The sequence below is a fragment of the Pseudomonas peradeniyensis genome (genome assembly GCF_014268935.2).
Lineage (GTDB): Bacteria > Pseudomonadota > Gammaproteobacteria > Pseudomonadales > Pseudomonadaceae > Aquipseudomonas > Aquipseudomonas peradeniyensis.
In genome coordinates this window covers 570,479-596,543 of record NZ_JABWRJ020000001.1, presented here as the reverse complement: position 1 = coordinate 596,543, position 26,065 = coordinate 570,479, and the positions used below count along the sequence as shown (strand labels likewise).

General features: G+C 66.1%; 21 protein-coding genes. 9 read left to right on the top strand and 12 right to left on the bottom strand.

From position 1 onward, the window contains the following. The first annotated feature begins 7 nt into the window (after positions 1-7). Positions 8-688 carry a heavy metal response regulator transcription factor gene (locus HU751_RS02655; protein WP_186733457.1) on the top strand — a complete coding sequence of 227 codons (681 nt, stop codon included), beginning with the start codon at positions 8-10 and terminating at the stop codon, positions 686-688. Continuing rightward, complete coding sequence (locus HU751_RS02650; RefSeq protein ID WP_186733458.1) at positions 688-2,031, top strand: heavy metal sensor histidine kinase; 1,344 nt, start codon at positions 688-690, stop codon at positions 2,029-2,031. Before HU751_RS02655 ends, HU751_RS02650 begins: the two co-directional genes overlap by 1 nt. Before the next feature lie 148 nt (positions 2,032-2,179). On the opposite strand, the gene HU751_RS02645 is transcribed toward HU751_RS02650, so the two are convergent. From HU751_RS02645 to HU751_RS02635, 3 genes are all read right to left on the bottom strand, one after another. Next, positions 2,180-3,424, bottom strand: a complete 1,245-nt coding sequence (locus HU751_RS02645; RefSeq protein ID WP_186733459.1) for a lipoprotein-releasing ABC transporter permease subunit — start codon at positions 3,422-3,424, stop codon at positions 2,180-2,182. Positions 3,425-3,485: 61 nt separating this feature from the next. Next, positions 3,486-4,169 (bottom strand): lipoprotein-releasing ABC transporter ATP-binding protein LolD, encoded by a 684-nt coding sequence (lolD, locus tag HU751_RS02640; protein ID WP_186733460.1) that lies wholly within the window; start codon positions 4,167-4,169, stop codon positions 3,486-3,488. A 7-nt stretch (positions 4,170-4,176) separates the two neighbouring features. Then, positions 4,177-5,427, bottom strand: a complete 1,251-nt coding sequence (locus tag HU751_RS02635; RefSeq protein WP_186733461.1) for a lipoprotein-releasing ABC transporter permease subunit — start codon at positions 5,425-5,427, stop codon at positions 4,177-4,179. 93 nt (positions 5,428-5,520) lie between these two features. On the opposite strand from HU751_RS02635, the gene HU751_RS02630 reads away from it, so the two are divergent. Then, positions 5,521-6,105 (top strand): PilZ domain-containing protein, encoded by a 585-nt coding sequence (locus HU751_RS02630; protein ID WP_186733462.1) that lies wholly within the window; start codon positions 5,521-5,523, stop codon positions 6,103-6,105. 32 nt (positions 6,106-6,137) lie between these two features. After that, the gene (locus HU751_RS02625; RefSeq protein WP_186733463.1) at positions 6,138-6,854 is read left to right on the top strand and encodes a glycerophosphodiester phosphodiesterase; all 717 of its coding nucleotides are present in this window, start codon (positions 6,138-6,140) and stop codon (positions 6,852-6,854) included. Between the two features lie 48 nt (positions 6,855-6,902). Here HU751_RS02625 and sthA read toward each other — a convergent pair whose 3' ends face one another. The 3 genes from sthA to HU751_RS02610 form a co-directional block, all read right to left on the bottom strand. Further along, complete coding sequence (sthA, locus tag HU751_RS02620) at positions 6,903-8,297, bottom strand: Si-specific NAD(P)(+) transhydrogenase (RefSeq protein ID WP_023631920.1); 1,395 nt, start codon at positions 8,295-8,297, stop codon at positions 6,903-6,905. Positions 8,298-8,500: 203 nt separating this feature from the next. Then, positions 8,501-9,499 carry an FAD:protein FMN transferase gene (locus tag HU751_RS02615; protein ID WP_186733464.1) on the bottom strand — a complete coding sequence of 333 codons (999 nt, stop codon included), beginning with the start codon at positions 9,497-9,499 and terminating at the stop codon, positions 8,501-8,503. A 228-nt stretch (positions 9,500-9,727) separates the two neighbouring features. Next, complete coding sequence (locus HU751_RS02610; protein WP_050704838.1) at positions 9,728-11,191, bottom strand: glyceraldehyde-3-phosphate dehydrogenase; 1,464 nt, start codon at positions 11,189-11,191, stop codon at positions 9,728-9,730. Between the two features lie 167 nt (positions 11,192-11,358). Between HU751_RS02610 and mfd the strand changes: the two genes are divergently transcribed. The 3 genes from mfd to HU751_RS02595 are packed head-to-tail and all read left to right on the top strand — an operon-like array spanning position 11,359 to position 18,697. Beyond that, the gene (gene mfd / locus HU751_RS02605) at positions 11,359-14,808 is read left to right on the top strand and encodes a transcription-repair coupling factor (RefSeq protein WP_186733465.1); all 3,450 of its coding nucleotides are present in this window, start codon (positions 11,359-11,361) and stop codon (positions 14,806-14,808) included. A 9-nt stretch (positions 14,809-14,817) separates the two neighbouring features. Beyond that, complete coding sequence (locus HU751_RS02600; protein ID WP_186733466.1) at positions 14,818-15,378, top strand: CsiV family protein; 561 nt, start codon at positions 14,818-14,820, stop codon at positions 15,376-15,378. A gap of 4 nt (positions 15,379-15,382) precedes the next feature. Next, on the top strand, positions 15,383-18,697 hold the full coding sequence (locus HU751_RS02595) for a DEAD/DEAH box helicase (protein ID WP_186733467.1): 3,315 nt from the start codon (positions 15,383-15,385) through the stop codon (positions 18,695-18,697). A gap of 67 nt (positions 18,698-18,764) precedes the next feature. Here the strand turns inward: HU751_RS02595 and nagZ are convergent, their stop codons facing one another. After that, entirely contained in the window at positions 18,765-19,763 is a 999-nt protein-coding gene (gene nagZ / locus HU751_RS02590) for a beta-N-acetylhexosaminidase (RefSeq protein WP_186713722.1), read from the bottom strand. Between the two features lie 191 nt (positions 19,764-19,954). Next, positions 19,955-20,659 (bottom strand): TetR/AcrR family transcriptional regulator, encoded by a 705-nt coding sequence (locus HU751_RS02585; protein ID WP_028692735.1) that lies wholly within the window; start codon positions 20,657-20,659, stop codon positions 19,955-19,957. Positions 20,660-20,878: 219 nt separating this feature from the next. Between HU751_RS02585 and lexA the strand changes: the two genes are divergently transcribed. Further along, positions 20,879-21,487, top strand: coding sequence for a transcriptional repressor LexA (gene lexA, locus HU751_RS02580; RefSeq protein WP_186733468.1), 609 nt, complete (start codon positions 20,879-20,881; stop codon positions 21,485-21,487). A 13-nt stretch (positions 21,488-21,500) separates the two neighbouring features. Next, positions 21,501-21,977, top strand: a complete 477-nt coding sequence (gene sulA, locus HU751_RS02575) for an SOS-induced cell division inhibitor SulA (RefSeq protein ID WP_050704833.1) — start codon at positions 21,501-21,503, stop codon at positions 21,975-21,977. A 51-nt stretch (positions 21,978-22,028) separates the two neighbouring features. Here the strand turns inward: sulA and HU751_RS02570 are convergent, their stop codons facing one another. The 4 genes from HU751_RS02570 to HU751_RS02555 all read right to left on the bottom strand — a co-directional run bounded on the left by HU751_RS02570 (position 22,029) and on the right by HU751_RS02555 (position 25,988). Continuing rightward, a complete protein-coding gene (locus tag HU751_RS02570; protein ID WP_023630868.1) occupies positions 22,029-22,262 on the bottom strand; it encodes a hypothetical protein in 234 nt (77 codons plus the stop codon). Positions 22,263-22,313: 51 nt separating this feature from the next. Further along, entirely contained in the window at positions 22,314-22,835 is a 522-nt protein-coding gene (locus HU751_RS02565; protein WP_050704832.1) for a DUF6586 family protein, read from the bottom strand. 191 nt (positions 22,836-23,026) lie between these two features. After that, positions 23,027-25,636, bottom strand: coding sequence for a type I DNA topoisomerase (topA, locus tag HU751_RS02560; RefSeq protein WP_186733469.1), 2,610 nt, complete (start codon positions 25,634-25,636; stop codon positions 23,027-23,029). A gap of 100 nt (positions 25,637-25,736) precedes the next feature. Then, entirely contained in the window at positions 25,737-25,988 is a 252-nt protein-coding gene (locus tag HU751_RS02555; RefSeq protein WP_050704830.1) for a DUF1653 domain-containing protein, read from the bottom strand. Positions 25,989-26,065: the final 77 nt, after the last annotated feature.

Sequence of the window (26,065 nt, the reverse complement as noted above, 5' to 3'; positions counted from 1 at the left end):
TAAATACATGAAACTGCTGATCGTCGAAGACCAGGCCAAGACCGGCCAGTACCTGAGCCAGGGGCTGAGCGAAGCCGGTTTCGCCACTGAGCTGGCCAACGATGGCGACACCGGCCAGCACCTGGCCCTGACCGGTGACCACGACCTGCTGATCCTCGATGTGATGCTGCCGGGGCGCAACGGCTGGCAGATCCTCCAGGCCGTGCGCCAGGCCGGGCTGGACACGCCGGTGCTGTTCCTCACCGCCCGCGATGCCGTCGAGGACCGCGTCCACGGCCTGGAGCTGGGCGCCGACGACTATCTGGTCAAGCCGTTCGCCTTCTCCGAGCTGCTGGCCCGGGTACGCAGCCTGCTGCGCCGCGGCGCCAGCGCCAGCCAGGACACCTGCCTGAGCCTGGCCGACCTGCGCCTTGACCTGATTCGCCGCCGCGCCGAGCGGGCCGGCCAGCGCGTCGACCTGACCGCCAAGGAATTCGCCCTGCTCGAACTGCTGCTGCGCCGCCAGGGCGAGGTGCTGCCCAAGTCACTAATCGCCTCGCAGGTGTGGGACATGAACTTCGACAGCGACACCAACGTCATCGAGGTGGCCATCCGCCGCCTGCGCCTGAAGATCGACGACACCCACGCCACCAAGCTGATCCATACCGTGCGCGGCATGGGCTACGTGCTCGAGGAGCGCCAGGACTGATGCGCCGCCTGTCCCTCGGCAGCCGCCTGGCGCTGCTGTTCGCCGCCTGCACCGCCAGTGTCTCGCTGGGCGCCGGCCTGCTGTTCAGCCGCGCCAGCGAGCAGCACTTCGTCGAACTCGACCAGCAACTGCTCAGCGGCCGCCTGTCGCTGATGCGCAGCCTGCTCGACGGCGTCACCAGCCCCGAGCAACTGGCCACGCGCCTACCAGGGCTGCTCAACGAGCTGAGCCACCAGTCCGACCTGGCCTTGCGCGTGCGCGCGATCGACGGCACCACCTGGTTCGCCAGCCGCAGCGACCTGCCGAACGCCCCGGACCAACCCGGCCTGGCCACCCTGCATACCCAGGGCATCGACTACCGCGGGCTGAGCCTGCCGTTGGACGAAACCCGACCCGCCTCGCCTCAACTGACTCTGTTCCTCGACATCACCCATCACCAGCACTTCCTGCAAGGCATGCAGCGCCTGATCTGGCTCACGGTCGGCCTCAGCGCCCTGGTCACCGCGCTGCTGGGTGCCTGGGCCGTGCGCCGTGGCCTGAAGCCGCTGCGGCGGATGGGCAAGGTCGCCGCCAGCGTCAACGCCCGCTCGCTGACCACCCGCCTGCCGGCCGCCGAGATGCCCGAGGAGCTGGCCGAGCTGGCCGGCACGGTCAATGCCATGCTGCAGCGCCTGGACGACGCCTTCCAGCGCCTGTCGGCATTCTCCGCCGACATTGCCCACGAGTTGCGCACGCCGCTGTCCAACCTGCTGACCCACACCCAGGTCACCCTCACCCGCCCGCGCAGCCTCGAGGAGTACCGCGAGGCCCTGCATGGCAATCTCGAGGAACTGCAGTGGATGGCCCAGCTGGTCAACGACATGCTCTACCTGGCCAAGGCCGACCACGGCCTGCTGATGCCCAATAGTCAGGCGCTGGACCTGGCGACCGAGGTCGATGCGCTGCTGGAGTATTACGCGCCGCTGGCCGAGGAGGCTGAAGTCAGGCTGTCTCGTGAGGGCCAGGCGCATGTCGAAGGCGACCGGCACATGCTGCGCCGGGCCTTGTCGAACCTGCTGGACAACGCCCTGCGCTTCACCCCGGCGGGCGGCGAGATCCGTGTGAGCCTTGCGCCGGGGTTGCGCATCGAGGTGGCCAACAGTGGCCCGGCGATCGCCCCGCAACTGCTGGAGCGGCTGTTCGACCGTTTCTATCGGGCAGACCCGGCGCGCCAGGAAGGCAGCAGTGAGCATGCAGGGCTCGGGCTGGCCATCACCCGCTCGATCGTGCAGGCCCACGGCGGGAAGATTCGAGCGGAGTGTGAAGATGGGTGGACGCGGTTCGTGATCGAGTTGCCTGCATAAGGGGCTGCTGCGCAGCCCATCGCCGGCAAGCCGGCTCCCACAGGGATAGCGCAAGGCTTGAGATCTAAACGGTCGAGGTGGGAGCCGGCTTGCCGTGGCGACGAACCGCGGCGAAAGGGGCGCAAAGCGCCCCCGGTGTTGCCATGCCTTACTCGTAACGCAACGCCATCGCCGGTTCGATCTGCGAGGCGCGGTACGCAGGGTAAATGGTCGCCAGGAAGCTCATCACCAGCCCGGCCACGCAGATGATCGCCACGTCGCCCCACTGCAGCTCCGACGGCAGGCTGCTGATGAAGTAGATGTCGGAGGTGAAGATGTGCTGCCCGCTGACCCGCTCGACCCAGCCGACCACGGCGCTGACGTTCAGCGCCAGGAGCACCCCGAGCACGCCGCCGATCAAGGTGCCGACGATGCCGATCAGGCTGCCCTGGACCATGAACGTGCCCATGATCTGCGCCGGCGTCGCGCCGATGGTGCGCAGGATGGCGATGTCCGCGCCCTTGTCGTTCACCACCATCACCAGGGTGGCGATGATGTTGAAGGCGGCCACGGCGATGATCATCATCAGCAGCAGGCCGATCATGGTCTTTTCCATCTTCATGGCGCTGAACAGGCTGCCCTGGGTGTGCGACCAGTCGTCGGCGCGGTAGCCGTCGCCCAGCCCGGCGGCGATGGCCTTGGACACCTGCGGCGCGGCGTACAGGTCGTGAAGCTTCAGGCGCACGCCCTGTACCTGGCCCGGCGCCCAGCGCTGCATCTCGCCGGCGTCGGCGATATGGATATAGGCCTGGGAGCCATCCAGCTCGGCGCCAACCTTGAAGATCCCGACCACGGTCAGGCGCTGCATGCGCGGGGTGATGCCGCCCGGCTCCTTGCTGATCTCCGGGACGATCAGGGTCAGCTTGTCGCCGGTGTTCAGGCGAAAACGCCGGGCGGTCAATTCACCGATGACCACGCCATACTCGCCCGGCACCAGATCCTGCAGGCTGCCCTGGACGATATGCTGGGTGACGATGGAGACCTTGCCCTCCTCGGCCGGGTCGATGCCCGCGACCTGGATCGGCTGCATCGCCCCCTTGTACGAGAGCATGCCCTCCATCTCGGTGATCGGCGCCGCGGCCATCACCGCCGGATTGCCTTCGGCGGTGATGGCGACCTTGCGCCAGTCGTCCAGCGGCTGCGCGCCGAGGATCGCGGCATGGGGCACCAGGCCCAGCACGCGCGAACTCATCTCGCGCTGGAAGCCGTTCATCACCGACAGCACCGTGATCATCGCCAGCACGCCAAGCGACAGCCCGATCATCGAGGTCATGGAGATGAACGAGATGAAGTGGTTGCGACGCTTGGCACGGGTGTAGCGAGCACCGATGAACAAGGACAAGGGTCTGAACATGAACAGGGATACCCAATCTAAGTGTGAACCGGAGCGCCTCAAGGCGCCCCGCGCAAGCGATTCAGATCGCCACCAGGCGCCCGTCTTCCAGGCTCAGCACGCGGTCCATCTGGCGCGCCAGGTTGAGGTCGTGGGTCACCACCAGGAAGGCGGTCTGCGAATGCGTGGACAGCTCTCGCATCAATTCCTGGATCCCCATGGCCGTATGGTGGTCGAGGTTGCCGGTGGGCTCGTCGAGCATCACCAGGCCCGGGCGGTTGACCAGGGCGCGGGCGATCGCCACGCGCTGGCGCTCGCCACCGGACAGCTCGGCCGGCTTGTGATTCAACCGGTGGCCCAGGCCGACGCGCTTGAGCAGCGCCTCGGCGCGCTCGCGGGCCTCGGCGATCGGCGTCTTGCCGATCAGCAGCGGCATGCAGGCGTTTTCCAGGGCGGTGAACTCCGCCAGCAGGTGGTGGAACTGGTAGACGAAGCCCAGGGCGCGGTTGCGCAGCAGGCCACGGGCCCGCTCGCCCAGCGCCGACAGCTCCTCGCCGGCCAGCCAGACGCTGCCCCGGGTCGGCGTGTCGAGGCCGCCGAGCAGGTTGAGCAAGGTACTCTTGCCCGAGCCCGAGCTGCCGACGATGGCCACCCGCTCGCCCGGGTGCAGCTCGAGGTTCAACCCCGACAGGACCTGGACCGACTCCGGGCCTTCCTCGTAGCTCTTGCCCAGGTTGCGGCAGCTCAACACGGCTTTATCACTCATGCGCGACTCACTCATAACGTAGCGCCTCCGCCGGCTGGGTGCGCGAGGCGCGCCAGGCCGGATACAGGGTGGCGAAGAAACTCAGGACCAGCGCCGCACCACAGACCATGTACACGTCCTGGGCCTGGATCTGCGACGGCAGGTAATCGATGAAGTACACGTCGGCATTGAGGAACTTGTGCCCGATCAGGGTCTCGATGCCGGCGATGGCCGCGCTCACGTTGAGCGCGCCGAGGATGCCCAGCACCGCGCCGATCAGCGTGCCGACCACGCCGATCACCGTGCCCTGGACCATGAAGATGGCCATGATCTGCCCGGGCGTGGCGCCCAGGGTGCGCAGGATGGCGATGTCGCCGCGCTTGTCGTTGACCACCATCACCAGGGTGGAAATGATGTTGAATGCCGCCACCGCGACGATCAGCAGCAACAGCAGGCCGATCATGGATTTCTCCATGCGGATCGCCTGGTACAGGTTGCCGTGGGTGCGGGTCCAGTCACGCGGGTAGAACTCCTGCTCGCCCAACTGCTGGGCGATGGCCCAGGCAGCACGCGGGGCCTGGAACAGGTCGTCGAACTTCAGGCGCACGCCCTGGACCTGGTCGGCCTTCCAGCGGTGCAGGCGCGACAGGTCGGCGATGTTGGTCAGGCCCAGGTAGCCGTCGATCTCGCCGGCGCCGACGTGGAAGGTGCCGACCACGGTGAAGCGCTTCATACGCGGGAACATCCCCGCCGGGGTGACGCTGACCTCGGGGGCGACAAAGGTCAGCTTGTCGCCGATACCCACGCCCAGCTTCTGCGCGGCCTTGTCGCCAATCATGATGCCCCACTCGCCCGGGGCCAGCTTGTCGAGGCTGCCGTCGAGGACGAACTTGTCGATGATCGACACCTCGCGCTCGCGGGCCGGGTCGATGCCGTTGAGCAGCACCTTCTGCACCTTGCCTTCATGGGTCAGCAGGCCCTGCATCTGGGTGAACGGCGCGACCGCCAGCACCTGCGGATTCTGCTTTACTTTAGAGGCGAGGGCCTGCCAGTCGTCGATCGGCTGGCCGGTCTCCAGCGTGGCGTGGGGGATCATCCCCAGCACGCGGGTACGCATCTCGTGGTCGAACCCGTTCATCACCGAGAGCACCACGATCATCACCACCACGCCCAGGGCGAGGCCGATCATCGAGGTGAGCGAAATGAACGAGACGAAGTGATTGCGGCGCTTGGCACGGGTGTAGCGCGTACCAATGAATACGAATAGAGGTCTGAACATGTCGGGGCTTGTTCGGATGAAAGGGAACGTCCTTGTGGCGAGGCGCCTACGGCGGCTTTACACTCGGACCACCGCCGTAACCTTGGGTTCGCCATGACGACATTAGACGAAGAAGATCGCCGCGAATACTACCGCATCGAAGATCGGATCGCACTTCAAATCAGCCCCCTCAGCGCGGCCGAAGCCCTTGAAACAGAACTGTTGCAGGATGATTCCGAGCTGTTCAACCTGCTCAGCGAGCTGCACCTTTCGGACTTCGAGTCGCAGCACCTGCTACGCCAGCTGAGCGAGAAGGACCGCACCCTGGCCGCCTTCCTGCGCGCCCAGAACAAACGCCTCGACCTGCTCAGCGCCGTGGTCGCCCAGAGCCTGATCGGCGAGATTGGCCAGCCGCAAGCGGTGGTCATCTCCGAAGGCGGCATCGAGTTCGCCCAGGCGCAGAAAATCGCCCCCGGCACCCGGGTCAAGGTGAAGATGGTGCTGATGCCCCGCGCCCACGGCCTGCTGCTGCGCGGCCGGGTCACCCACTGCGACCCGCGCCCCGACGGCGACTTCGAGGTCGGTACCGAGTTCATCGACATGACCGACGCCCAGCGCCAGCTGCTGGCCCGCTACATCCTGCAGCGCCAGCAACAGCAACGACGCCAGGCGCTGGAACAGAACGACCCCGCGTCCTGAAGCCCTTTTCTCTCTGATTTGAAGGAACGAACGTGACCTTGATCTATGGCCACCGCGGCGCCAAGGGCGAAGCGCCCGAGAATACCCTGCAGAGTTTCCGCCAGTGCCTGTCCCATGGCGTGACCCGCTGCGAACTCGACCTGCACCTGTCGGCCGACAACGAGCTGATGGTGATCCATGACCCGACCCTCAAGCGCACCACCGGCCGGCGCGGCAAGGTGGTCGAGCACACGGCGGCCGACCTGGTCACCTACGACGCGCGCAAGGGCGGCCCGGGCCATGTGCAGCCCTGCCCCATCCCACGGCTCGAGGAATTGTTCGAGAAGTGCCCGTTCGAGCACTGGCAGCTGGAAGTCAAGAGCGCCTCGCGCACCCGCGCCGCCAGCACCGTGCTGGCGATCCGCGAACTGGCCCAGCAGCATGGCCTGCTGGACAAGGTGACCATCACCTCGAGCTCACGGGAAGTGCTGGGCGCCGCCCAGGAGCTGGTGCCCGACATCAAGCGCGGGCTGGTTGCCGAGTACGCCTGGCTCGACCCGCTGAAGGTCGCGCAGAACTACGAGTGCGAGATGCTGGCGTTAAACTGGACGCTGTGCACCCCCGAGCGCCTGATCAAGGCGCAGCGCCAGGGCTTGCACGTGTCGGTATGGACGGTCAACGAACCGGCGCTGATGCGCCGGCTCGCCGACTTTGGCGTGGACAGCCTGATTACAGACTTTCCCGGTTTGGCCAGGACCACCCTCGGGTAGGGCTGAAATCGGTCTCCCCGACCGGCTCAGGCCACCGGTCGGAGCCGCTCAAAAAAGCCGGTTCAGACCATCATAGGCAGCTACCCGATAGGCTTCGGCCATGGTCGGGTAGTTGAAGGTGGTGTTGACGAAGTACTTCAGGTTGTTCTGCTCACCCGGCTGGTTCATCACCGCCTGGCCGATGTGGACGATCTCCGAGGCCTGGTAGCCGAAGCAGTGCACGCCGAGGACCTCGAGGGTCTCGCGGTGGAACAGGATCTTCAGCATGCCTTGCGGCTCGCCGGCGATCTGCGCGCGGGCCATGCTCTTGAAGAAGGCCTTGCCCACTTCGTAGGGTACCTTGGCCTGGGTCAGCTCCTGCTCGTTCTTGCCGATCGAGCTGATCTCCGGAATGGTGTAGATGCCGGTCGGCACGTCGTTGACGAAGCGCCAGCTGCCGTTGTCGACGATGCTGCCGGCGGCCGAGCGGCCCTGGTCGTGGGCGGCGCTGGCCAGGCTCGGCCAGCCGATCACGTCACCGGCGCCATAGATGTTCGGCACGCTGGTGCGGTAGGTCTCGTCGACCTCGATCTGGCCACGGCTGTTGACCTTGATGCCGATGTTCTCCAGGCCCAGCTTGTCGGTGTTGCCGGTACGGCCGTTGCACCACAGCAAGGCGTCGGCCTTGATCTTCTTGCCCGACTTCAGGTGCAGGATCACCCCGTTGTCCAGGCCTTCGACGCGGTCGTATTCCTCGTTGTGGCGCACGGTGATGTTGTTGTTGCTGAAGTGGTAGCTCAGCGCCTGGGAGATTTCCGAGTCGAGGAAGCTCAGCAGCTGGCCGCGGTTGTCGACCAGCTCGACCAGCACACCCAGGCCGCTGAAGATCGAGGCGTATTCGCAACCGATCACCCCGGCGCCGTAGACGATCAGCTTGCGCGGGGTGTGGCTCAGGCTGAGGATGGTGTCGCTGTCGTAGACGCGCGGGTGATGGAAGTCGATGTCGGCCGGGCGGTACGGGCGCGAGCCGGTGGCGATGATGATGTGCTTGGCGTTGAGCTTCTCGACCACGCCGTTGGGGCAGACCACTTCGACGGTCTGCTCGTCGGCGAAGCTGCCGGTGCCGACGAACACGTCGACGCGGTTGCGCGCGTAGTAGCCGGTGCGCGAGGCAACCTGCTTGCTGATGACCTTCTCGGCGCTCTTGAGCACGTCGGGGAAGGAGAACCAGCGCGGCTCGCCGATGGCGCGGAACATCGGGTTGGTGTTGAACTGCATGATCTGCCGCACGGAGTGACGCAGCGCCTTGGACGGGATGGTGCCCAGGTGGGTGCAGTTGCCGCCGACCTGGCGACGGCTGTCGACCATGGCCACCTTGCGCCCTGCTTTGGCGGCGTTCATTGCCGCGCCTTCTCCGGCCGGACCGGAACCCAGCACCACTACGTCGTAGTTGTAGACAGCCATGCGTACTCCTTCAGAACTGGCCCGCCGGCCGGATGGCCGCGGGGCGCGATCATGTCGCCGGGGCGCCATGAGAAAATTCGGGTGCAGTCTAATCAAGCGTGAACGCCGCGCACATTAACCCTTGGTCGCGTCGTAGGCCATTATTGCCTGCACTACATGTCGTTTCACCGTATCCGTGGCATTGATCATCCGTGGCTTGCCTTTCACTCGCCTTTCACCAGCCGCTCGAAGGCCGGCGTGGAACGGGAGACGAAACCACCCTCGACCCGGGTCACCAGCACCGCGGCGATACCGTGGGCGATGGCGAAGTCCCAGCCCTGCTGCGGCCCGAGGATCAACAGCACGGTCGAGTAGCCGTCGGCCTGCAGCGCCGAGGCGTCGAGCACCGTCACCGCCGCCAGGTCGTGCTCGACCGGGCGCCCGAGACGGGCGTCGAAGGTGTGCGAATAGCGCCGGCCATTGTCCTCGAAATAATGCCGATAGTCACCCGAGGTCGACACGGCCATGTCCTCCACGTCGATGACCTGGCGGGCGATCTGGCGGTCCTCGCGCGGCAACTCCAGGGCCACCCGCCAGGCACTGCCGTCGGGCTTGCGGCCCACGGCCTTGAGCTCGCCGGTGGCTTCGGCGAGAAACGCCTCGATACCCATGCCACGCAGGCGCTTGGCGATCAGGTCGACGACGTGGCCGGCGGCGATGCTGTTGAAATCCAGTTCGATGGCAGCGTCCTTGCACAGGGCCCCGCCTTCGATGCGCAGGTGGCGGTAGCCCACACGCTGGCGAGCACGGGCCAACGCCTGCGGGTCGGGCACGTGCATCTCGCGGGCCTGGGGACCGAAGCCCCAGAGGTCGAGCAGCGGCTCGACGGTGAGATCGAAGGCGCCCTGGCTCTGCTCGGCCAGGTGCTGGCCGAAGCTGGCCAGCTCGAACAGGTCGGCGTCGATGGACAGGCACTGATTGGCCGCAAGCTGGTTGAAACGGCTGACGGTGGAGTCGCCGCGGTAAGTGGAATAGCGGGCATCGATGGCCTGGAGGATGGCCTCGACCTCGGCCTGGACCTGCTCGGGCGCAGGACCACCGGGCTGGCGCACGTACTGGATGCTGTAGCTGCTGCCCATGGTCGGGCCGCCGAAGCGTTCTAGGGTGGGAGTTGGCTCGCAGGCGGACATCAGGATGAGGATGAAGATTAAAAGCGCACGCAATCTCTAGATCTCGACTGTCAGGACTGACCCTATCGCGGGGCAAGCCCGCTCCCACGCTGGTGATGCTTGTCGCTCTATTTCCTGCGCGGCTGCACTGCCGGCTCACTACTTACTAAGATCGCACATCGGCCGGCGTGGGAGCGGGCTTGCCCCGCGATAGGGCCATCGAATCCTGAAAAAAAAACGGGAACCCGAAGGTTCCCGTTTTTTCAACGCATTACAAGCGGATCAGCGTGGAAACGCTGGCGGGTTCACACCGGCCATGTCTTCCATCACGCGCACCACCTGGCAGCTGTAACCGAATTCGTTGTCGTACCAGACGTACAGGACAACGCGGTTGTCGTTGCAGATGGTGGCCTCGGCGTCGACCACACCGGCGTGGCGCGAGCCGACGAAGTCGGTGGACACCACTTCCTGGGAGCTGACGTAGTCGATCTGCTTGTGCAGTTCCGAGTGCATGGCGGTCTGGCGCAGGTACTCGTTCAGCTCTTCGCGGGTGGTGGCCTTCTCGAGGTTCAGGTTGAGAATGGCCATCGACACGTTCGGCGTCGGCACACGAATGGCGTTGCCGGTCAGCTTGCCCTTGAGCACCGGCAGGGCCTTGGCGGCGGCGGTGGCGGCACCGGTCTCGGTGATGACCATGTTCAGCGGCGCGGCGCGGCCACGACGGCTGCCCTTGTGGAAGTTGTCGATCAGGTTCTGGTCGTTGGTGAACGAGTGAACGGTTTCGACATGACCGTTGACGATGCCGTACTGGTCGTTGATGGCCTTGAGCACCGGCACGATGGCGTTGGTGGTGCAGGACGCCGCCGAGATGATCTTGTCATCGGCGCTGATGTCGCCGTGGTTGATGCCGTGCACGATGTTCTTCAGCGCGCCCTTGCCAGGTGCGGTGAGGATCACGCGGGCGGCGCCCGGGCAGGCCAGGTGCTGGCCGAGGCCGTCGGCGTCACGCCATACGCCGGTGTTGTCGACGATCAGCGCATCGTGGATGCCGTACTGGGTGTAGTCGACTTCGCTCGGGCTCTTGGCGTAGATCACCTGGATCAGGTTGCCGTTGGCGGTGATGGTGTTGTTGGCTTCATCGATGACGATGGTGCCATCGAACGGACCGTGCACCGAGTCGCGGCGCAGCAGGCTGGCGCGCTTGACCAGGTCGTTCTCGGCGCCCTTGCGCACGACGATGGCGCGCAGGCGCAGGCCGTCGCCGCCACCGGTCTTCTCGATGAGGATGCGCGCCAGCAGGCGGCCGATGCGGCCGAAGCCGTACAGGACGACGTCGGTACCCTTGCGTGCGGAAGCGTTCTGCTGACCCACGACGTCAGCCAGCTCGTCACGGACGAACTGCTCGGCGCTGCGGCCATTGCCTTCGACCTTGAACTTGTTGGCCAGCTTGCCCAGGTCCACCGAGGCGGCGCCCAGCTTCAGCTCGCTCATGGCCTTGAGCAGGGGGAATGTCTCGTGGACGGACAGCTCGGTCTCGTCGGTCTGACGGTGACGGGCAAAGCGGTGGGCTTTGAGGATCGAGATAACCGAACGGTTGATCAGGCTGCGGCCATAGATCGAGCTCACCACGTTGTTGTTGCGGTAGAGCTGACCGATAAGCGGGATCATCGCTTCAGCCAGGGCTTCACGATCGATCCACTCACCAAGACACTGGTCGGGCTTCTGAGTCACGGTAACCTTCCACATGTAGGGGAACAAAAAAGGGGCTACATTATGACGCCCCTCGGCGTATCGGGCAATGAGCGCCTGTCGCCGACGCCAGACCCCGTCGTCATGCCCTCGCGAGCCTGACAGCGAGCCCCGTCACCGGTACAATCGACCTCTTTGCCGCAACGCTTGGAGTCCGATCTCCCGTGTCAGTTCTGCGCCTACCGCAAATGTCGGCCACGGCCGGCAAACAAACCTGGGGCAACCTGCCCGGCGCCGCCTTGAGCCTGGCCATCGCCGAGGCGGCCAGTACCGCCGGTCGCTTCACCCTGTTGCTGACCGCCGACAGCCAGGCGGCCGACCGCCTCGAGCAGGAGCTGCGCTTCTTCGCGCCGGCGCTGCCGGTGCTGCCGTTCCCCGATTGGGAAACCCTGCCCTACGACCTGTTCTCGCCGCACCAGGACATCATCTCCCAGCGCATCGCCAGCCTCTACCGGCTGCCGGAGCTGGACCACGGCATCCTCGTCGTGCCGATCACCACCGCCCTGCACCGCCTGGCCCCCACGCGCTTCCTGCTGGGCAGCAGCCTGGTGCTGGACGTCGGCCAGAAGATCGACGTCGAGCAGATGCGCACGCGCCTCGAGGCCAGCGGCTACCGCTGCGTCGACACGGTCTACGAGCATGGCGAGTTCGCCGTGCGCGGCGCGCTGATCGACCTGTTCCCCATGGGCAGCAAGCAGCCGTACCGCATCGACCTGTTCGACGACGAGATCGAGACCCTGCGCACCTTCGACCCGGAGTCGCAGCGCTCGATCGACAAGGTCGATTCGATCCGCCTGCTGCCGGCGCGCGAGTTCCCCATGCAGAAGGACGAGGTGACGCGCTTCAAGGCGCGCTTCCGCGAACGCTTCGACGTGGACTTCCGCCGCAGCGCGATCTTCCAGGACCTGACCAGCGGCATCATCCCCGCCGGCATCGAGTACTACCTACCGCTGTTCTTCGAAGAGACCGCCACCCTGTTCGACTACCTGCCGACGGACACCCAGGTGTTCTCCCTGCCGGGCGTGGAGCAGGCCGCCGAGCACTTCTGGAACGATGTGCGCGGGCGCTATGAAGAGCGTCGCGGCGACCTCAGCCGGCCGCTGCTGCCGCCGGCGGAGCTGTTCATGCCGGTGGAGGACTGCTTCGCCCGCCTCAAGCAATGGCCACGAGTGGTGATCGGTGCCGACGACGTCGAGCCCGGCGTCGGCCGCGAGCGCTTCCCGGCCCGCGCCCTGCCCAACCTGGCGATCGAGGCCAAGGCCAACCAGCCGCTGGCGGAGCTGGCGAGCTTCCTCGACCAGTTCCCCGGTCGCGTGCTGTTCACGGCGGAATCGGCGGGCCGGCGCGAAGTGCTGCTGGAACTGCTCGAACGCCTGAAGCTGCGCCCGCACACCGTCGACGGCTGGGCCGACTTCGTCAGTGGCGGCGAACGCCTGGCGATCACCATCGCGCCGCTGGACGACGGCCTGCTGCTGGACGACCCCAGCCTGGCCCTGGTCGCCGAAAGCCCGCTGTTCGGCCAGCGCGTGATGCAGCGCCGGCGCCGCGAGAAACGCGGCGAGGCGGCCAACGACGCGGTGATCAAGAACCTCACCGAGCTGCGCGAAGGCGCCCCGGTGGTGCACATCGACCACGGCGTGGGCCGCTACCTGGGCCTGGCGACCCTGGAAATCGACGGCCAGGCCGCCGAGTTCCTCACCCTCGAATACGCCGAGGGCGCCAAGCTCTACGTGCCGGTGGCCAACCTGCACCTGATCGCCCGCTACACCGGCAGCGACGACGCCCTGGCGCCACTGCACCGGCTGGGCTCCGAAGCCTGGCAGAAAGCCAAGCGCAAGGCCGCCGAACAGGTGCGCGACGTCGCCGCCGAACTGCTCGACATCTACGCCCGCCGCGCCGCGCGCAAAGGCTATGCCTTCGCCGACCCGGCCGCCGACTACGCCACCTTCAGCGCCGGCTTCCCGTTCGAGGAAACCCCCGACCAACAGGCGGCCATCGAGGCGGTACGCGCCGACATGCTCGCTGGCCAGCCGATGGACCGCCTGGTCTGCGGCGACGTCGGCTTCGGCAAGACCGAGGTGGCCATGCGCGCCGCCTTCATCGCCGTGCACGGCGGGCGCCAGGTCGCGTTGCTGGTACCCACCACCCTGCTCGCCCAGCAGCACTACAACAGCTTCCGCGACCGCTTCGCCGACTGGCCGGTGAAGGTCGAGGTGATGAGCCGCTTCAAGTCGGCCAAGGAAGTCGCCAGCGCCGCCGCGGACCTGGCCGAAGGCAAGATCGACATTCTCATCGGCACCCACAAGCTGCTGCAGGACGATGTGCGCTTCAAGGACCTGGGCCTGGCCATCATCGACGAGGAGCACCGCTTCGGCGTGCGCCAGAAAGAGCAGCTCAAGGCCCTGCGCAGCGAGGTAGACATCCTCACCCTGACCGCAACGCCCATTCCGCGCACGCTGAACATGGCGGTGTCGGGCATGCGCGATCTGTCGATCATCGCCACCCCGCCGGCCAGACGCCTGTCGGTGCGCACCTTCGTCATGGAGCAGAACAAGAGCACGGTCAAGGAGGCCCTGCTGCGTGAACTGCTGCGCGGCGGCCAGGTGTACTACCTGCACAACGACGTCAAGACCATCGAGAAATGCGCCGCGGAACTGGCCGAACTGGTGCCCGAGGCGCGTATCGGTATCGGCCACGGGCAGATGCGCGAGCGCGAACTTGAACAGGTGATGAGCGACTTCTACCACAAGCGCTTCAACGTGCTGATCGCCTCGACCATCATCGAGACCGGCATCGATGTGCCCAGCGCCAACACCATCGTCATCGAGCGCGCCGACAAGTTCGGCCTGGCCCAGCTGCACCAGCTGCGCGGCCGGGTCGGGCGCAGTCACCACCAGGCCTACGCCTACCTGCTGACGCCGCCGCGCCAGCAGATCAGTGCCGATGCCGAAAAGCGCCTGGAGGCCATCGCCAACACCCAGGACCTGGGCGCAGGTTTTGTCCTGGCCACCAACGACCTGGAGATCCGCGGCGCCGGCGAACTGCTCGGCGAAGGCCAGAGCGGGCAGATCCAGGCGGTCGGCTTCACCCTGTACATGGAAATGCTCGAGCGCGCGGTCAAGGCCATCCGCAAGGGCGCCCAGCCGAACCTCGAGCAGCCGCTCGGCGGTGGCCCGGAGATCAACCTGCGCCTGCCGGCGCTGATCCCCGAGGACTACCTGCCCGATGTGCATGCGCGCCTGATCCTCTACAAGCGCATCGCCTCGGCGGCCGACGAAGAGGGCCTCAAGGACCTGCAGGTGGAAATGATCGACCGCTTCGGCCTGCTGCCGGAGCCGACCAAGAACCTGATGCGCCTGACCCTGCTCAAGCTGCAGGCGGAAAAGCTCGGCATCAAGAAAGTCGACGCCGGCCCCAACGGCGGCAAGCTGGAGTTCGAGGCCGAGACCCCGGTCGACCCGCTGACCCTGATCAAGCTGATCCAGGGCCAGCCCAAACGCTACAAGTTCGAAGGCGCGACCCAGTTCCGCTTCCTGGTACCGATGGAACGCCCCGAAGAACGTTTCAACACCCTGGAAGCGCTGTTCGAGCGCCTCACCCCACAAAATCCATAAGGAAGCTTCATGCGTGCCATCCGTTGCCTGACCCTGCTGCTGGCCCTGCTCGCGCCAGCTGCCTTCGCCGCAGGCCCCTACCAGGTGGAAATGATCCTGGTGCGGCAGAACGCCGTGCCGGCGATCACCAGCCCGTTCGCCCCGGAAGACTGGAGCGCCGGCGCGCCGCGCCTGGAAAAAGGCGCCGAGCGCCCAACCGGCCTGGGCGACGAAGTCACCCGCCTGCAAGCCACCGCCGACTACACCGTGCTGCTGCACAAGGCCTGGCAGCAGGACGGCGATACCGTCGCCGTGAGCGCCGGTGACGAGCAGTTCGGCCATTTCCCCATCGAAGGCAACCTGAGCATCAGGGAAGATCGCTTCATCGCCGTCGACGCCAACTTCTGGGTCAACCAGCTCGACGGCAACGGCAGCGTGATGCAGAGCGAACAGCTCAAGCAGAGCAACAGCAACATGAAGGCCGGCCAGCTGACCTTCCTCGATGGCGGGCACCTGGCGCTGCTGCTCAAGGTTTCGCCGGCCGGCATGCGCAAGATCCCGCTGCCGGATCCGGAAATGATGGAGCAGTGAAACCGTGAACGCCGATGTGCAGAAGCTGGCGGCCGAGAACCCGAGCTGGAAGCGTGACTTTTCCGCGGCCACCCTGCAACGTGGCGAACGCTACGCCGAACAGGGCCTGGTGCAGATCCAGTCCCACGGCGACTCGCGCATCGCGTCCACCTGCCACGGCAGCGGCGGCAATGTCTACCGCCAGCGGATCATCATCACTGCCGGCCCTTCCGGGCAGTGCCATGTGCGCGGCGACTGCTCCTGCCCGGTCGGCACCAACTGCAAGCACTGCGCCGCCGCGCTCTATACCCTGGCCAACAGCTACGGACACGTCGCGGCCAACGGCGACCAGCTGCCCCATCACCTGCAGCACTGGCTGCAGGGGCTGGAGCCGCCCACACCCCGACAGGGCGATGCCGAGGACAAACGGGGCCGCATGGTCTGCTACCAGCTGGCGCTCAACGACGACCACAGCAGTTGCGCATTGCGCGTGCGCAAGGGCACCCGGGAAGAGCACGGCATTCGCTACAGCCGCATCCAGTCGCTGTACGAACTGCTCTACGAACCCCCGAAGTTTGTCAAGGAAGATGACCTGCGCATCCTTCGTCAGCTCTCGGCGCAGACCGCGCCCTACGGCCACGAGCGCGGCTATGCGCTCAAGGGGCTCGAGGGCGGCGAGTTGCTGCAGCGGGCGCTGGACACCGGACGCCTGATGTTCATCGAAGACCTGCCCCTGCTGACCCAGGGCGCGCCTCGTAAGGCGGACTTCCGCTGGGTGCGCCTGGACAGCGGCGACTATAGGGGCATGTGGTACAACAGCGAGCAACCGCTCAATTGCGTGCTACCGCTGGTACCGCTGTACTACTTCGACATCGACACCAATGAGGTCGGCAGCGTTTCCCACGACCTGGATCCGCACACCGCCCTGCAGCTGTCCCTTGCTCCCGATGTACCGGAACACCTCATCGTGCCCCTCAGCCACAAGCTCAACGCCCTCAACCATCACCTGCCGACGCCCACCACCGTGCAGCAGGAGCAGCTCGACGACATCCAGCCGACCCCGCAGCTGACCCTCGGCAGCCTCGAATTCAGCGCCTACACGCCCAAGACCGGACGCATGCAACGGCAGATGCAGCACCGCGCCGCGCTGGCGTTCGACTACGACGGCCTGCGCGCCAGTGGCGGCGACGACAAGCCGCTGAGCCGCCTGGTGGGCAGCACCAGCCAGCGCATCCGCCGCCAGCCCCAGGCAGAGCAGGCCCTGCGCAAGGTGTTGCGCGAGCATGGCTTCAAGCCCGCCACCCGCCAGAGCAAGGCCCTGCCCGACAGCGCCGGCGAGATGCTCCAGTTGCCTGACGACGAAGCCTGGCTGCGCTTCGCCCGCGAAGGCCTGCCGCGCCTGCGCGAGGCCGGCTGGGCCATCGATGTGCACCGCGACTTCGCCTTCAACCTGCACGAGGTCGACGACTGGTACGCCACCATCGATGAAGCACCGGGCCACGAGTGGTTCGACCTGGAACTGGGCATCGTCGTCGAGGGCCAGCGCCACAGCCTGCTGCCCATCGTCCTGCAGCTGCTGCGCGCCAGCCCCGAGCTGCTGCGCCCCAGCGAACTGGCGCGGCGCAGTGACGACGAACACCTGCTGATCGACCTCAACCGCGCCCGCCACGACAGCCCTGCGCTGCGCGTCGCCCTGCCCTACGGGCGGATCAAGGCGGTGATGGGCACCCTCGGCGAGCTGTACCTGCACGAAGATGCCAGCGGCCCGAGCCTGCGCCTGGAACGCGCCGACGCCGCGCGGCTGAACGACATCGACCACCTGCCTTTGCAATGGGAGGGGGGCAGCCATGTCCGCGACCTGGGCCGACGCCTGCGTGACGCCCGCGACCTGCAGGTGGCGCCGCCCAAGGGCCTGAACGCCACCCTGCGCCCCTACCAGCAGCAAGGCCTGAACTGGCTTCAGGCCCTGCGCGAGATGGGCACCGGAGGCATCCTCGGCGACGACATGGGCCTGGGCAAGACCCTGCAGACCCTGGCCCACCTGCTGCTGGAGAAGGAAGCCGGACGCCTGGCCCACCCGGCGCTGGCGGTGATGCCCACCAGCCTGGTGCCCAACTGGCTCGACGAGGCCCAGCGCTTCGCCCCCGACCTGCGCGTCCTGGCCCTGCACGGCCCCGGTCGCAACAAGCACTTCGCCAACCTGGCCGACTACGACCTGGTGCTGACCACCTACGCCCTCGTTCCCCGCGACCTCGAGCACCTCAAGGCCCAGCCCTGGCACCTGCTGGTGCTGGACGAGGCGCAGAACATCAAGAGCAGCACCAGCAAGTCCGCCCAGGCCGTGCGCGAGCTGCAGGCCAGCCAGCGGCTGTGCCTGACCGGCACGCCGATGGAGAACAACCTCGGCGAGCTGTGGTCGATCTTCCACTTCCTGATGCCCGGCTGGCTGGGTGACAGCAAGCGCTTCACCCAGGACTACCGCACCCCGATCGAGCGCCATGGCGATGCCGAGCGCATGGCCCACCTGGCCAGCCGCATCCGCCCGTTCCTGCTGCGCCGCACCAAGGAGCAGGTGGCCACCGAACTGCCGGCCAAGACCGAGATGATCCACTGGGTCGAGCTCAGCGACGCCCAGCGCGACACCTACGAGGCGGTGCGGGTGGCGATGGACAAGAAGGTCCGCGACGAGATTGCCCGCAACGGCGCCGCCCGCAGCCAGATCGTCATCCTCGACGCGCTGCTCAAGCTGCGCCAGGTGTGCTGCGACCTGCGCCTGGTCAAGGGCACCGAGACCAAGGGCACGTTCGCCGACAAGGGCAAGCTGGGCAGCCTGCTGGAGATGCTCGAGGAGCTGCTCAGCGAGGGGCGCAAGGTGCTGCTGTTCTCGCAGTTCACCTCGATGCTGGCGCTGATCGAGTTCGAGCTGGAGAAGCGCGGCATCCGCTACAGCCTGCTGACCGGCGACACCCGCGACCGTCGCGCGCCAGTGCAACAGTTCCAGAACGGCGACAGCGAGGTGTTCCTGATCAGCCTCAAGGCTGGCGGCACCGGGCTGAACCTGACCGCCGCCGACACCGTGATCCACTACGACCCGTGGTGGAACCCGGCCAGCGAAAACCAGGCCACCGACCGTGCCTACCGTATCGGCCAGGACAAGCCGGTGTTCGTGTTCAAGCTGATCACCCGGGGGACGGTGGAGGAGAAGATCCAGCAGTTGCAGCAGGAGAAGGCGGCGCTGGCGGCCGGGCTGCTCGATGGCGGGCAGGCCGGGCAATGGCGGCTGGGGGATGACGAGATCGAGGCGCTGTTCGCGCCGTTGCCGGGCAAGCGAAGCAAATAAAAGCCCGCGCCCACGAGCCCTCAGGACTTCGTGGGAGCGGGCTTGCCCCGCGATGAGGCCGGCGAGGTCAATCGACCAGCTGGGCTTCCTTCAACGCTCCCAACGCCTCCAGCCAACGCGGCTGCTGGCGGTAGTCGGTACGCGCGAAGCCCTGCCCGCGCATCCGCGCGATCCGCGGCGACGGCTTGACCTTCATCCGCTGCGCCGCGCTCAACGCCAGCTCCGCCGCCGCCCGGTCGTTGCACACCAGGCCCATGTCGCAGCCGGCGCTCAGGGCCGCCTCGATGCGGCTGGCGGCATCGCCCACCACGTGGGCGCCGGCCATGGACAGGTCGTCGCTGAAGATCACCCCGTCGAAGCCCAGCTCGCCCCGCAGGATGTCCTGCAGCCAGCGCCGGGAGAAACCGGCCGGCTGGTTGTCGACCTGCGGATAGATCACATGGGCCGGCATCACCGCCGCCAGCTGGCCACCCAGGCGGGTGAACGGCACCAGGTCGGCGGCGCGCAGCTGCTCCAGGCTGCGCTCGTCGACCGGGATCGCCACATGGGAGTCGGCTTCAGCCCAGCCGTGGCCGGGGAAATGCTTGCCGCAGGCGGCCATGCCCGCGGCGTTCATGCCGCGGATGAACGCACCGGCCAGCTCGGTGGCACGCTGTGGATTGCCTTCGAAGGCGCGGCTGCCAACCACGGCGCTGCGCTGGTGATCGAGGTCCAGCACCGGAGCGAAGCTCAGGTCCAGGCCCACCGCCAACACCTCGGTGGCCATCAGCCAGCCGCACTGCTCGGCCAGGTACTCGGCATTGGCGTTGTCGGCGATCGCGCGCATGGCCGGCAGGCGCACGAAGCCCTGGCGCAGGCGCTGGACCCGCCCGCCCTCCTGGTCCACGGCAAGGATCAGCTCGGGGCGAATCGCGCGGATCGACGCGCACAGCTCGCGCACCTGGCGCGGGCTGTCGATGTTGCGGGCAAAGATGATCAGGCCGGCCACTTCGGGCTGGCGCAGCAGATGGCGGTCTTCGGCGGTCAGCCATTTACCGGCGATATCCACCATCAGGGAGCCTTGCAGGCTGGCAGTCATAGGGAATCCTTCATGGGAGGTCCAGGGGCGCTTCGCCGTGGCGCGGGCGCACGCAACCATCGGACAACGAAGTGCCCGATGGTTCAGTGGCGAAGTAGCCGTGCTGGCGGGAAATGCGGCGGGGGGCAAGGTCAGACATGCGCGCTAGCTTAGCGCAAGCGCCCTGCCCCGCCCAGTGCTCAGGCCTTGGCGGGGGCGGCGGACTTGCTGCGCGGACGCAGCTGCGCCGTGGCCATGGCCTCGTCGGTGACGCCGCTGTCGGCGCGCATGCCGGCGGCCAGGAACGGCACCATCAGGCGCATGACCTGCTCGATCGAGGTGTTGATGCCGAAATCGGTCTCGGCGATGGCCCGCAGGGCCTTGATCCCCGACATGCTGAACGCCGCGGCGCCGAGCATGAAGTGCACGCGCCAGAACAGCTCCAGCGGCGGGATGCGCGGCGCGGCCTCGTTGACCAGCAGCATGTAGCGGCGGAACACCTTGCCGTACATGTCTTCCAGGTAACGCCGCAGGTGCCCCTGGCTCTGGCTGAAGGCCAGGCCCAGCAGGCGCATGAAGATCGACAGGTCGTTGTTGCTGCGCGGCTGCACGGCCAGGGCCTGTTCCACCAGCATCTCCAGCAGCTCCTCGAGCGAGGCTTTCTGCTCGGGACGCGCCTGGCGACGCTCCAGCTCGCGCTCCAGGCTCGCGCAGAACGGCCCCAGGAAGCGCGAGAACACCGCCTGGATCAGGGCCTTCTTCGAACCGAAATGGTAGTTCACCGCCGCCAGGTTGACCCCGGCCTTGCTGGTGATCAGCCGCAATGAGGTTTCCGCGAACCCGCGCTCCGCGAACAGCTGCTCCGCCGCATCGAGGATGCGTTCAACGGTTTCCGATTGGGCCATGACTACTCCGCCTGACAAACAGTTGTTTGAAACATACGTTTCAGGCCTGCCGATGTCAAGGCTGGGTGACCGGTCGGTCGCCATTTAAAAGCGCCAAGAGTCAGGCTGCAAGCGACAAGATGCGTCGGCGTTTCGATCTTTCTTGGTCCGGGTGGGTTGCAGGCCGCGAGCCACTGTATATAATTCCAGTCACTGTATAAAAAGACAGAGCCCTCGCCCATGCTGAAACTGACGCCACGCCAAGCCGAGATTCTGGCCTTCATCAAGCGCTGCCTCGAAGACAACGGCTTCCCGCCGACCCGCGCCGAGATCGCCCAGGAGCTGGGCTTCAAGTCGCCCAACGCCGCCGAGGAACACCTGAAGGCCCTGGCCCGCAAGGGTGCCATCGAGATGACCCCCGGCGCTTCCCGCGGCATCCGCATTCCCGGCCTGGAACCAAAGTCCGAGGACAACGGCCTGCCCATTATCGGCCGGGTCGCCGCCGGCGCGCCGATCCTCGCCGAGCAGCACATCGAGGAATCCTGCAACATCAACCCGGCCTTCTTCCACCCCCCAGCCGACTACCTGTTGCGCGTGCACGGCATGAGCATGAAGGACATCGGCATCTTCGACGGCGACCTGCTGGCCGTGCACACCACCCGCGAAGCCCGCAACGGCCAGGTGGTGGTGGCCCGCATCGGCGACGAAGTGACCGTCAAGCGCTTCAAGCGCGAAGGCAGCAAGGTCTGGCTGATCGCCGAAAACCCCGAATTCGCCCCCATCGAAGTCGACCTGAAGGAACAGGAGCTGGTGATCGAGGGCTTGAGCGTCGGCGTCCTGCGCCGCTGAACCAGGAGGCGTCATGCAGCCGTTCACCCATGCACCCCAGCAAGCCCAGCTGCCGCTGTTCGAGGCCTTTCTCGCCCAGCCGGTGCTACCCGGCCTCAAACCCGCTCCAGCAGCGCGCAAGAGCAGCCAGCCCGAGCTGTTCAGCGAACTGGCCCTGCGCGGCGCGCCCGGGCATTGCCAGAGCCTGCTGGCGCCGGTCCTGCGCGAACTCAGCGAAGAAGACGACAGCCGCTGGCTGACGCTCATCGCCCCACCCGGCAGCCTCACCCAAGCCTGGCTGCGCGATGCAGGCCTCAACCGTGAACGTATCCTGCTGCTGCAACCTGGCGGCAACCAGACCGCCCTGCAACTGGCCTGCGAAGCGCTGCGCCTGGGCCACAGCCACACCGTGGTCAGCTGGCTGGGCACCCTCAACGGCAGCGCTCGCCAACAGCTGCAGCGCGCCGCCGCCAGCGGAAACGCACAAAGCCTGAACATCCGCCTCGGCTGATATTCAGGCTTTGCCTGTCAAACGCTTGAAACCCTGGGCAGGTAACCTGCCTCAGTGAAGGACGCGCGGCCCCTCTTCACGCTCGAAGTCACCCTCGACGAGGCGGCCGGCCATCTGCACACCGACGCTGAGCATGGCCTTGGCCACTTCCACATGCTGTCCTTGCAGGAATGCCTTGGCATCCTCGGAGAAATCCAAGGTCACCAGGGAGCCTTCATCCTCGGCACGGCGCAGCTCGATCCGGCCATCAGGCAACTCGACAATTTCTAGAAAGGACGTTGACATAAAGGGCCTGCTTTTCACGAAAGGCCATCAGTGTACCAGCCATGGCGGCGGTCAGCACTCACTCAGCGCTTCGCGGAATCGTCTCACCAGGCTTTTCAGGTTCTGCCGCCAGGCTTCAAGCTCCTCGCGGGAAAGCTCGGCCGGCTCGGGCTCGTCCAGATTGACGGCCTGGATCAGCGGCTGGGTGACGTCGCCCTTCACGGCTTTCTTCGCGACCGGCGGTCGGAACAAATCGGCATAAGCGGCCAGCAGGCGCGCCAGCCAGGTTTCCGGCTGACGGGCCAGTTCCAGCAACTCGGCCATTTCCGGTATCGCCACGCTCTGCAGCACCTCGTCGCTGAACAGCAGTTCGGCCCGTGACGCCGAGGCCTGGGGCAAGCGGTAGAAGCCGGCGATCTCGTGGCACAACCCCAGCAACGCGCCATACAGGTGGAACAGCGCCGATTCGCGCTCGGCCTGGAGCAGGCCCTGGGCGTTCATGGCCTGGCTGTCGGCGGCCTTGGCCATGGATTCCAGGGCAAGGCCGGCGAAGAACAGTTTCTGGTTGGTACGGGTGTAGAGTTCCTGGGCCATTTCGGCTGACTCCTGAAGGCTGCAAGGCGATTGCCTGCAGTTTCAGGGATTGCGCTTTGCTTGTCATCAAATGACTGGGGCCGCTTCGCACCCCATCGCCGGCAAGCCGGCTCCCACAGAATCACCTCGAACTCTGTGGGAGCCGGCTTGCCGGCGATGGGGCGCGAAGCGGCCCCAACTACGACCTCAGATCAGCGCTTGTCTTCGACCTTCCACGCCTTGCCGTCGTAGAACGCCTTCCAGCCGGTCGGCTTGCCGTCGACCTCGGACTGCACGTACTGCTCCTTGGTCTTGCGGCTGTAGCGAATCACCGTCGGGCGACCGTCCGGGTCCTTCTGCGGCGCTTCGCAGAGGAAGTGGTACTTCGGATCGATCTCGTGCTTGTGCGGGACGATCTCCAGCACCAGCGGCGCGCGGGTTTCGCGGTTCTTCGGGAACTGGCTGGCGGCCAGGAACAGGCCCGAGGCGCCGTCGCGCAGCACGTAGGTGTCGTCGACCTTCTCGCACTTGAGCTCCGGCATGTCCACCTTGTCCATCTTCGGCGGCGCCGCCTCGCCGCTCTTGAGCAGCTTGCGGGTGTTCTTGCAGGTGGCGTTGGTGCAACCGAAGAACTTGCCGAAACGACCGGTCTTGAGCTGCATCTCGCTGCCGCACTTGTCGCATTCCAGGCTCGGGCCTTCGTAGCCCTTGATGCGGTAGCTGCCTTCCTCGATCTCGTAGCCGGCGCAGTCCGGGTTGTTGCCACAGATGTGCAGCTTGCGCTTCTCATCGAGCAGGTAGGCGTCCATCGCCGTCGAGCAGATCGGGCAGCGGTGCTTGCCGCGCAGCACCAGCGACTCGGATTCACCCTCGTCGTCGGCGGCGATCTCGTCGCCCGGCACCAGGTTGACCGTGGCCTTGCAGCGCTCTTTCGGCGGCAGGCTGTAACCCGAGCAGCCGAGGAACACGCCGGTGGAGGCGGTACGGATCATCATCGGCCGGCCGCATTCCTTGCAGGCAATGTTGGTCAGGGTCGGCTGGTTGGCGCGCATGCCGTGCTCGCTGGACTCGGCGGTCTGCAGCTTCTTGCTGAAGTCGCCATAGAACTCGTCGAGGACGTTCTTCCAGTCACGCTCGCCCTGGGCCACATCGTCGAGGTTCTCTTCCATGCCGGCGGTGAAGCCGTAGTCCATCAGGTTGGCGAAGCTCTCGGACAGGCGCTCAGTGACGATGTCGCCCATCTTCTCGGAGTAGAACCGGCGGTTGTGCAGCGTCACATAACCGCGATCCTGGATGGTCGAGATGATCGCCGCATAGGTCGACGGACGACCGATGCCGCGCTTTTCCATTTCCTTGACCAGGCTGGCTTCGGTGAAGCGCGCCGGCGGCTTGGTGAAGTGCTGGCTGGGGTCGAGCTGGATCAGCTTGAGCGCCTCGCCCTGGGCCATTTCCGGCAGCACGTCGTCCTCGCCCGGTTTGCTCTGCTGCGGCAGGACGCGGGTGTAACCGTCGAACTTGAGGATGCGGCCCTTGGCACGCAGCTCGAACTCGCCGGCCACCACGGTGACGCTGGTGGACAGGTATTGCGCCGGCGGCATCTGGCAAGCCAGGAACTGGCGCCAGATCAGCTCGTACAGGCGCTCGGCGTCACGCTCCATGCCGCTGAGCTTGGTCGGATGGGTGTTCACGTCCGACGGACGAATCGCCTCGTGCGCCTCCTGGGCGCCTTCCTTGCTGCCGTAGACGATCGGCGCGGCGGGCAGGTATTGCTTGCCGAATTCTTTCTCGATGTAGCTGCGCGCCATCTCGACGGCGTCGGTCGACAGGTTGGTCGAGTCGGTACGCATGTAGGTGATGTAGCCGGCTTCATACAGACGCTGGGCCATCATCATGGTCTTCTTCACCCCGAAGCCCAGGCGGTTGCTCGCGGCCTGCTGCAGGGTGGAGGTGATGAACGGCGCCGAAGGCTTGCTGCTGGTCGGTCGGTCCTCGCGCTTGCTCACGCTGTAGCTGGAGGACTTGAGCTTTTCCAGCGCGGCCATGGCCTGGGCTTCGTTGAGCGGCTTGAAGGCCTCGCCCTTCTCGCGGGCCACTTCGAAACGCACCTTGGCGTTCTTGGCGGTGCCCAGGTCGGCGTGGACTTCCCAGTATTCTTCCGGGTTGAACGCGCGGATCTCGCGCTCACGCTCGACCACCAGCTTCACCGCCACCGACTGCACACGGCCGGCGGACAGGCCGCGGGCGATCTTCGCCCACAACAGCGGAGAGACCATGTAGCCGACCACGCGGTCGAGGAAGCGCCGCGCCTGCTGGGCGTTGACCCGGTCGATATCGAGCTCGCCCGGCTGGGAGAAGGCTTCCTGGATCGCCTTTTTGGTGATCTCGTTGAACACCACGCGCTTGTAGCGGCTGTCGTCACCACCGATGGCTTCGCGCAGGTGCCAGGCAATGGCTTCCCCCTCGCGATCCAAGTCGGTTGCGAGATAGATGGTGTCGGCATCCTTGGCCAGGCGGCGCAGCTCCTCGATCACCTTCTCCTTGCCGGGAAGGATCTCGTACTTGGCCTTCCAGCCCGCTTCCGGGTCGACGCCCATGCGCGCGACCAGGGTGCGGCGCGCCTTCTCCTTCGGCGACAAGGCCGGAGCCTCGGCCGCGGCCTTGCCGCGCTTGGCCGCCGGTTCCTTGCTCGCACTGGCGGAACCGCTGGTGGGAAGGTCACGGATGTGGCCGATACTCGACTTCACCACGTACTGGCTGCCCAGGTACTTGTTGATGGTCTTGGCCTTGGCCGGGGATTCCACAATGACCAGCGATTTGCCCATGGATCGGAGTATTCCTGAATCTGAAGATGAAAAACGCGTCAGGTGCCGGACGCGGCACCGCTATATATAGTGGCAAAAGAGTGAGGTCAAGCGTGGTCGATCACTCGTGCGCCTTGCCAAGCCGCTCGCCCAGCCCCTCTTCGGCCTTGACCAAAGCAAAGCGTGGCACCTGCTCGCCGTCAACCTCGACGGACTCCTGGAACATCGAAAGTGGCCTGACCCAGAAGCTGTAGTCACCATACAGGCACTGGTAGAAGACCATCCACTCTTCGCTCTCGGAATGCCGCGCCGCGCTGAACACGCGGTATTCAGGGCCTTTGTAATGCCGGTACACACCAGGTTGTATCTGCATGTCACTCGCCCTCTTGAACAAATCCTGTAAAAAACAAAAGCCGGGGCACATGGCCCCGGCTGCTGTCCCGCGACGCG

Coding starts and splice junctions, on each gene's coding strand:
- HU751_RS02650 (WP_186733458.1), top strand. CDS start 688: ATGCGCCGCCTGTCCCTCGGCAGCCGCCTGGCGCTGCTGTTCGCCGCC.
- sthA (WP_023631920.1), bottom strand. CDS start 8,297: ATGGCTGTCTACAACTACGACGTAGTGGTGCTGGGTTCCGGTCCGGCC.
- HU751_RS02585 (WP_028692735.1), bottom strand. CDS start 20,659: ATGGCCCAATCGGAAACCGTTGAACGCATCCTCGATGCGGCGGAGCAG.
- HU751_RS02635 (WP_186733461.1), bottom strand. CDS start 5,427: ATGTTCAGACCTCTATTCGTATTCATTGGTACGCGCTACACCCGTGCC.
- HU751_RS02555 (WP_050704830.1), bottom strand. CDS start 25,988: ATGCAGATACAACCTGGTGTGTACCGGCATTACAAAGGCCCTGAATAC.
- lexA (WP_186733468.1), top strand. CDS start 20,879: ATGCTGAAACTGACGCCACGCCAAGCCGAGATTCTGGCCTTCATCAAG.
- HU751_RS02645 (WP_186733459.1), bottom strand. CDS start 3,424: ATGTTCAGACCCTTGTCCTTGTTCATCGGTGCTCGCTACACCCGTGCC.
- HU751_RS02570 (WP_023630868.1), bottom strand. CDS start 22,262: ATGTCAACGTCCTTTCTAGAAATTGTCGAGTTGCCTGATGGCCGGATC.
- HU751_RS02610 (WP_050704838.1), bottom strand. CDS start 11,191: ATGTGGAAGGTTACCGTGACTCAGAAGCCCGACCAGTGTCTTGGTGAG.
- topA (WP_186733469.1), bottom strand. CDS start 25,636: ATGGGCAAATCGCTGGTCATTGTGGAATCCCCGGCCAAGGCCAAGACC.
- sulA (WP_050704833.1), top strand. CDS start 21,501: ATGCAGCCGTTCACCCATGCACCCCAGCAAGCCCAGCTGCCGCTGTTC.
- lolD (WP_186733460.1), bottom strand. CDS start 4,169: ATGAGTGATAAAGCCGTGTTGAGCTGCCGCAACCTGGGCAAGAGCTAC.
- HU751_RS02630 (WP_186733462.1), top strand. CDS start 5,521: ATGACGACATTAGACGAAGAAGATCGCCGCGAATACTACCGCATCGAA.
- HU751_RS02655 (WP_186733457.1), top strand. CDS start 8: ATGAAACTGCTGATCGTCGAAGACCAGGCCAAGACCGGCCAGTACCTG.
- HU751_RS02600 (WP_186733466.1), top strand. CDS start 14,818: ATGCGTGCCATCCGTTGCCTGACCCTGCTGCTGGCCCTGCTCGCGCCA.
- HU751_RS02565 (WP_050704832.1), bottom strand. CDS start 22,835: ATGGCCCAGGAACTCTACACCCGTACCAACCAGAAACTGTTCTTCGCC.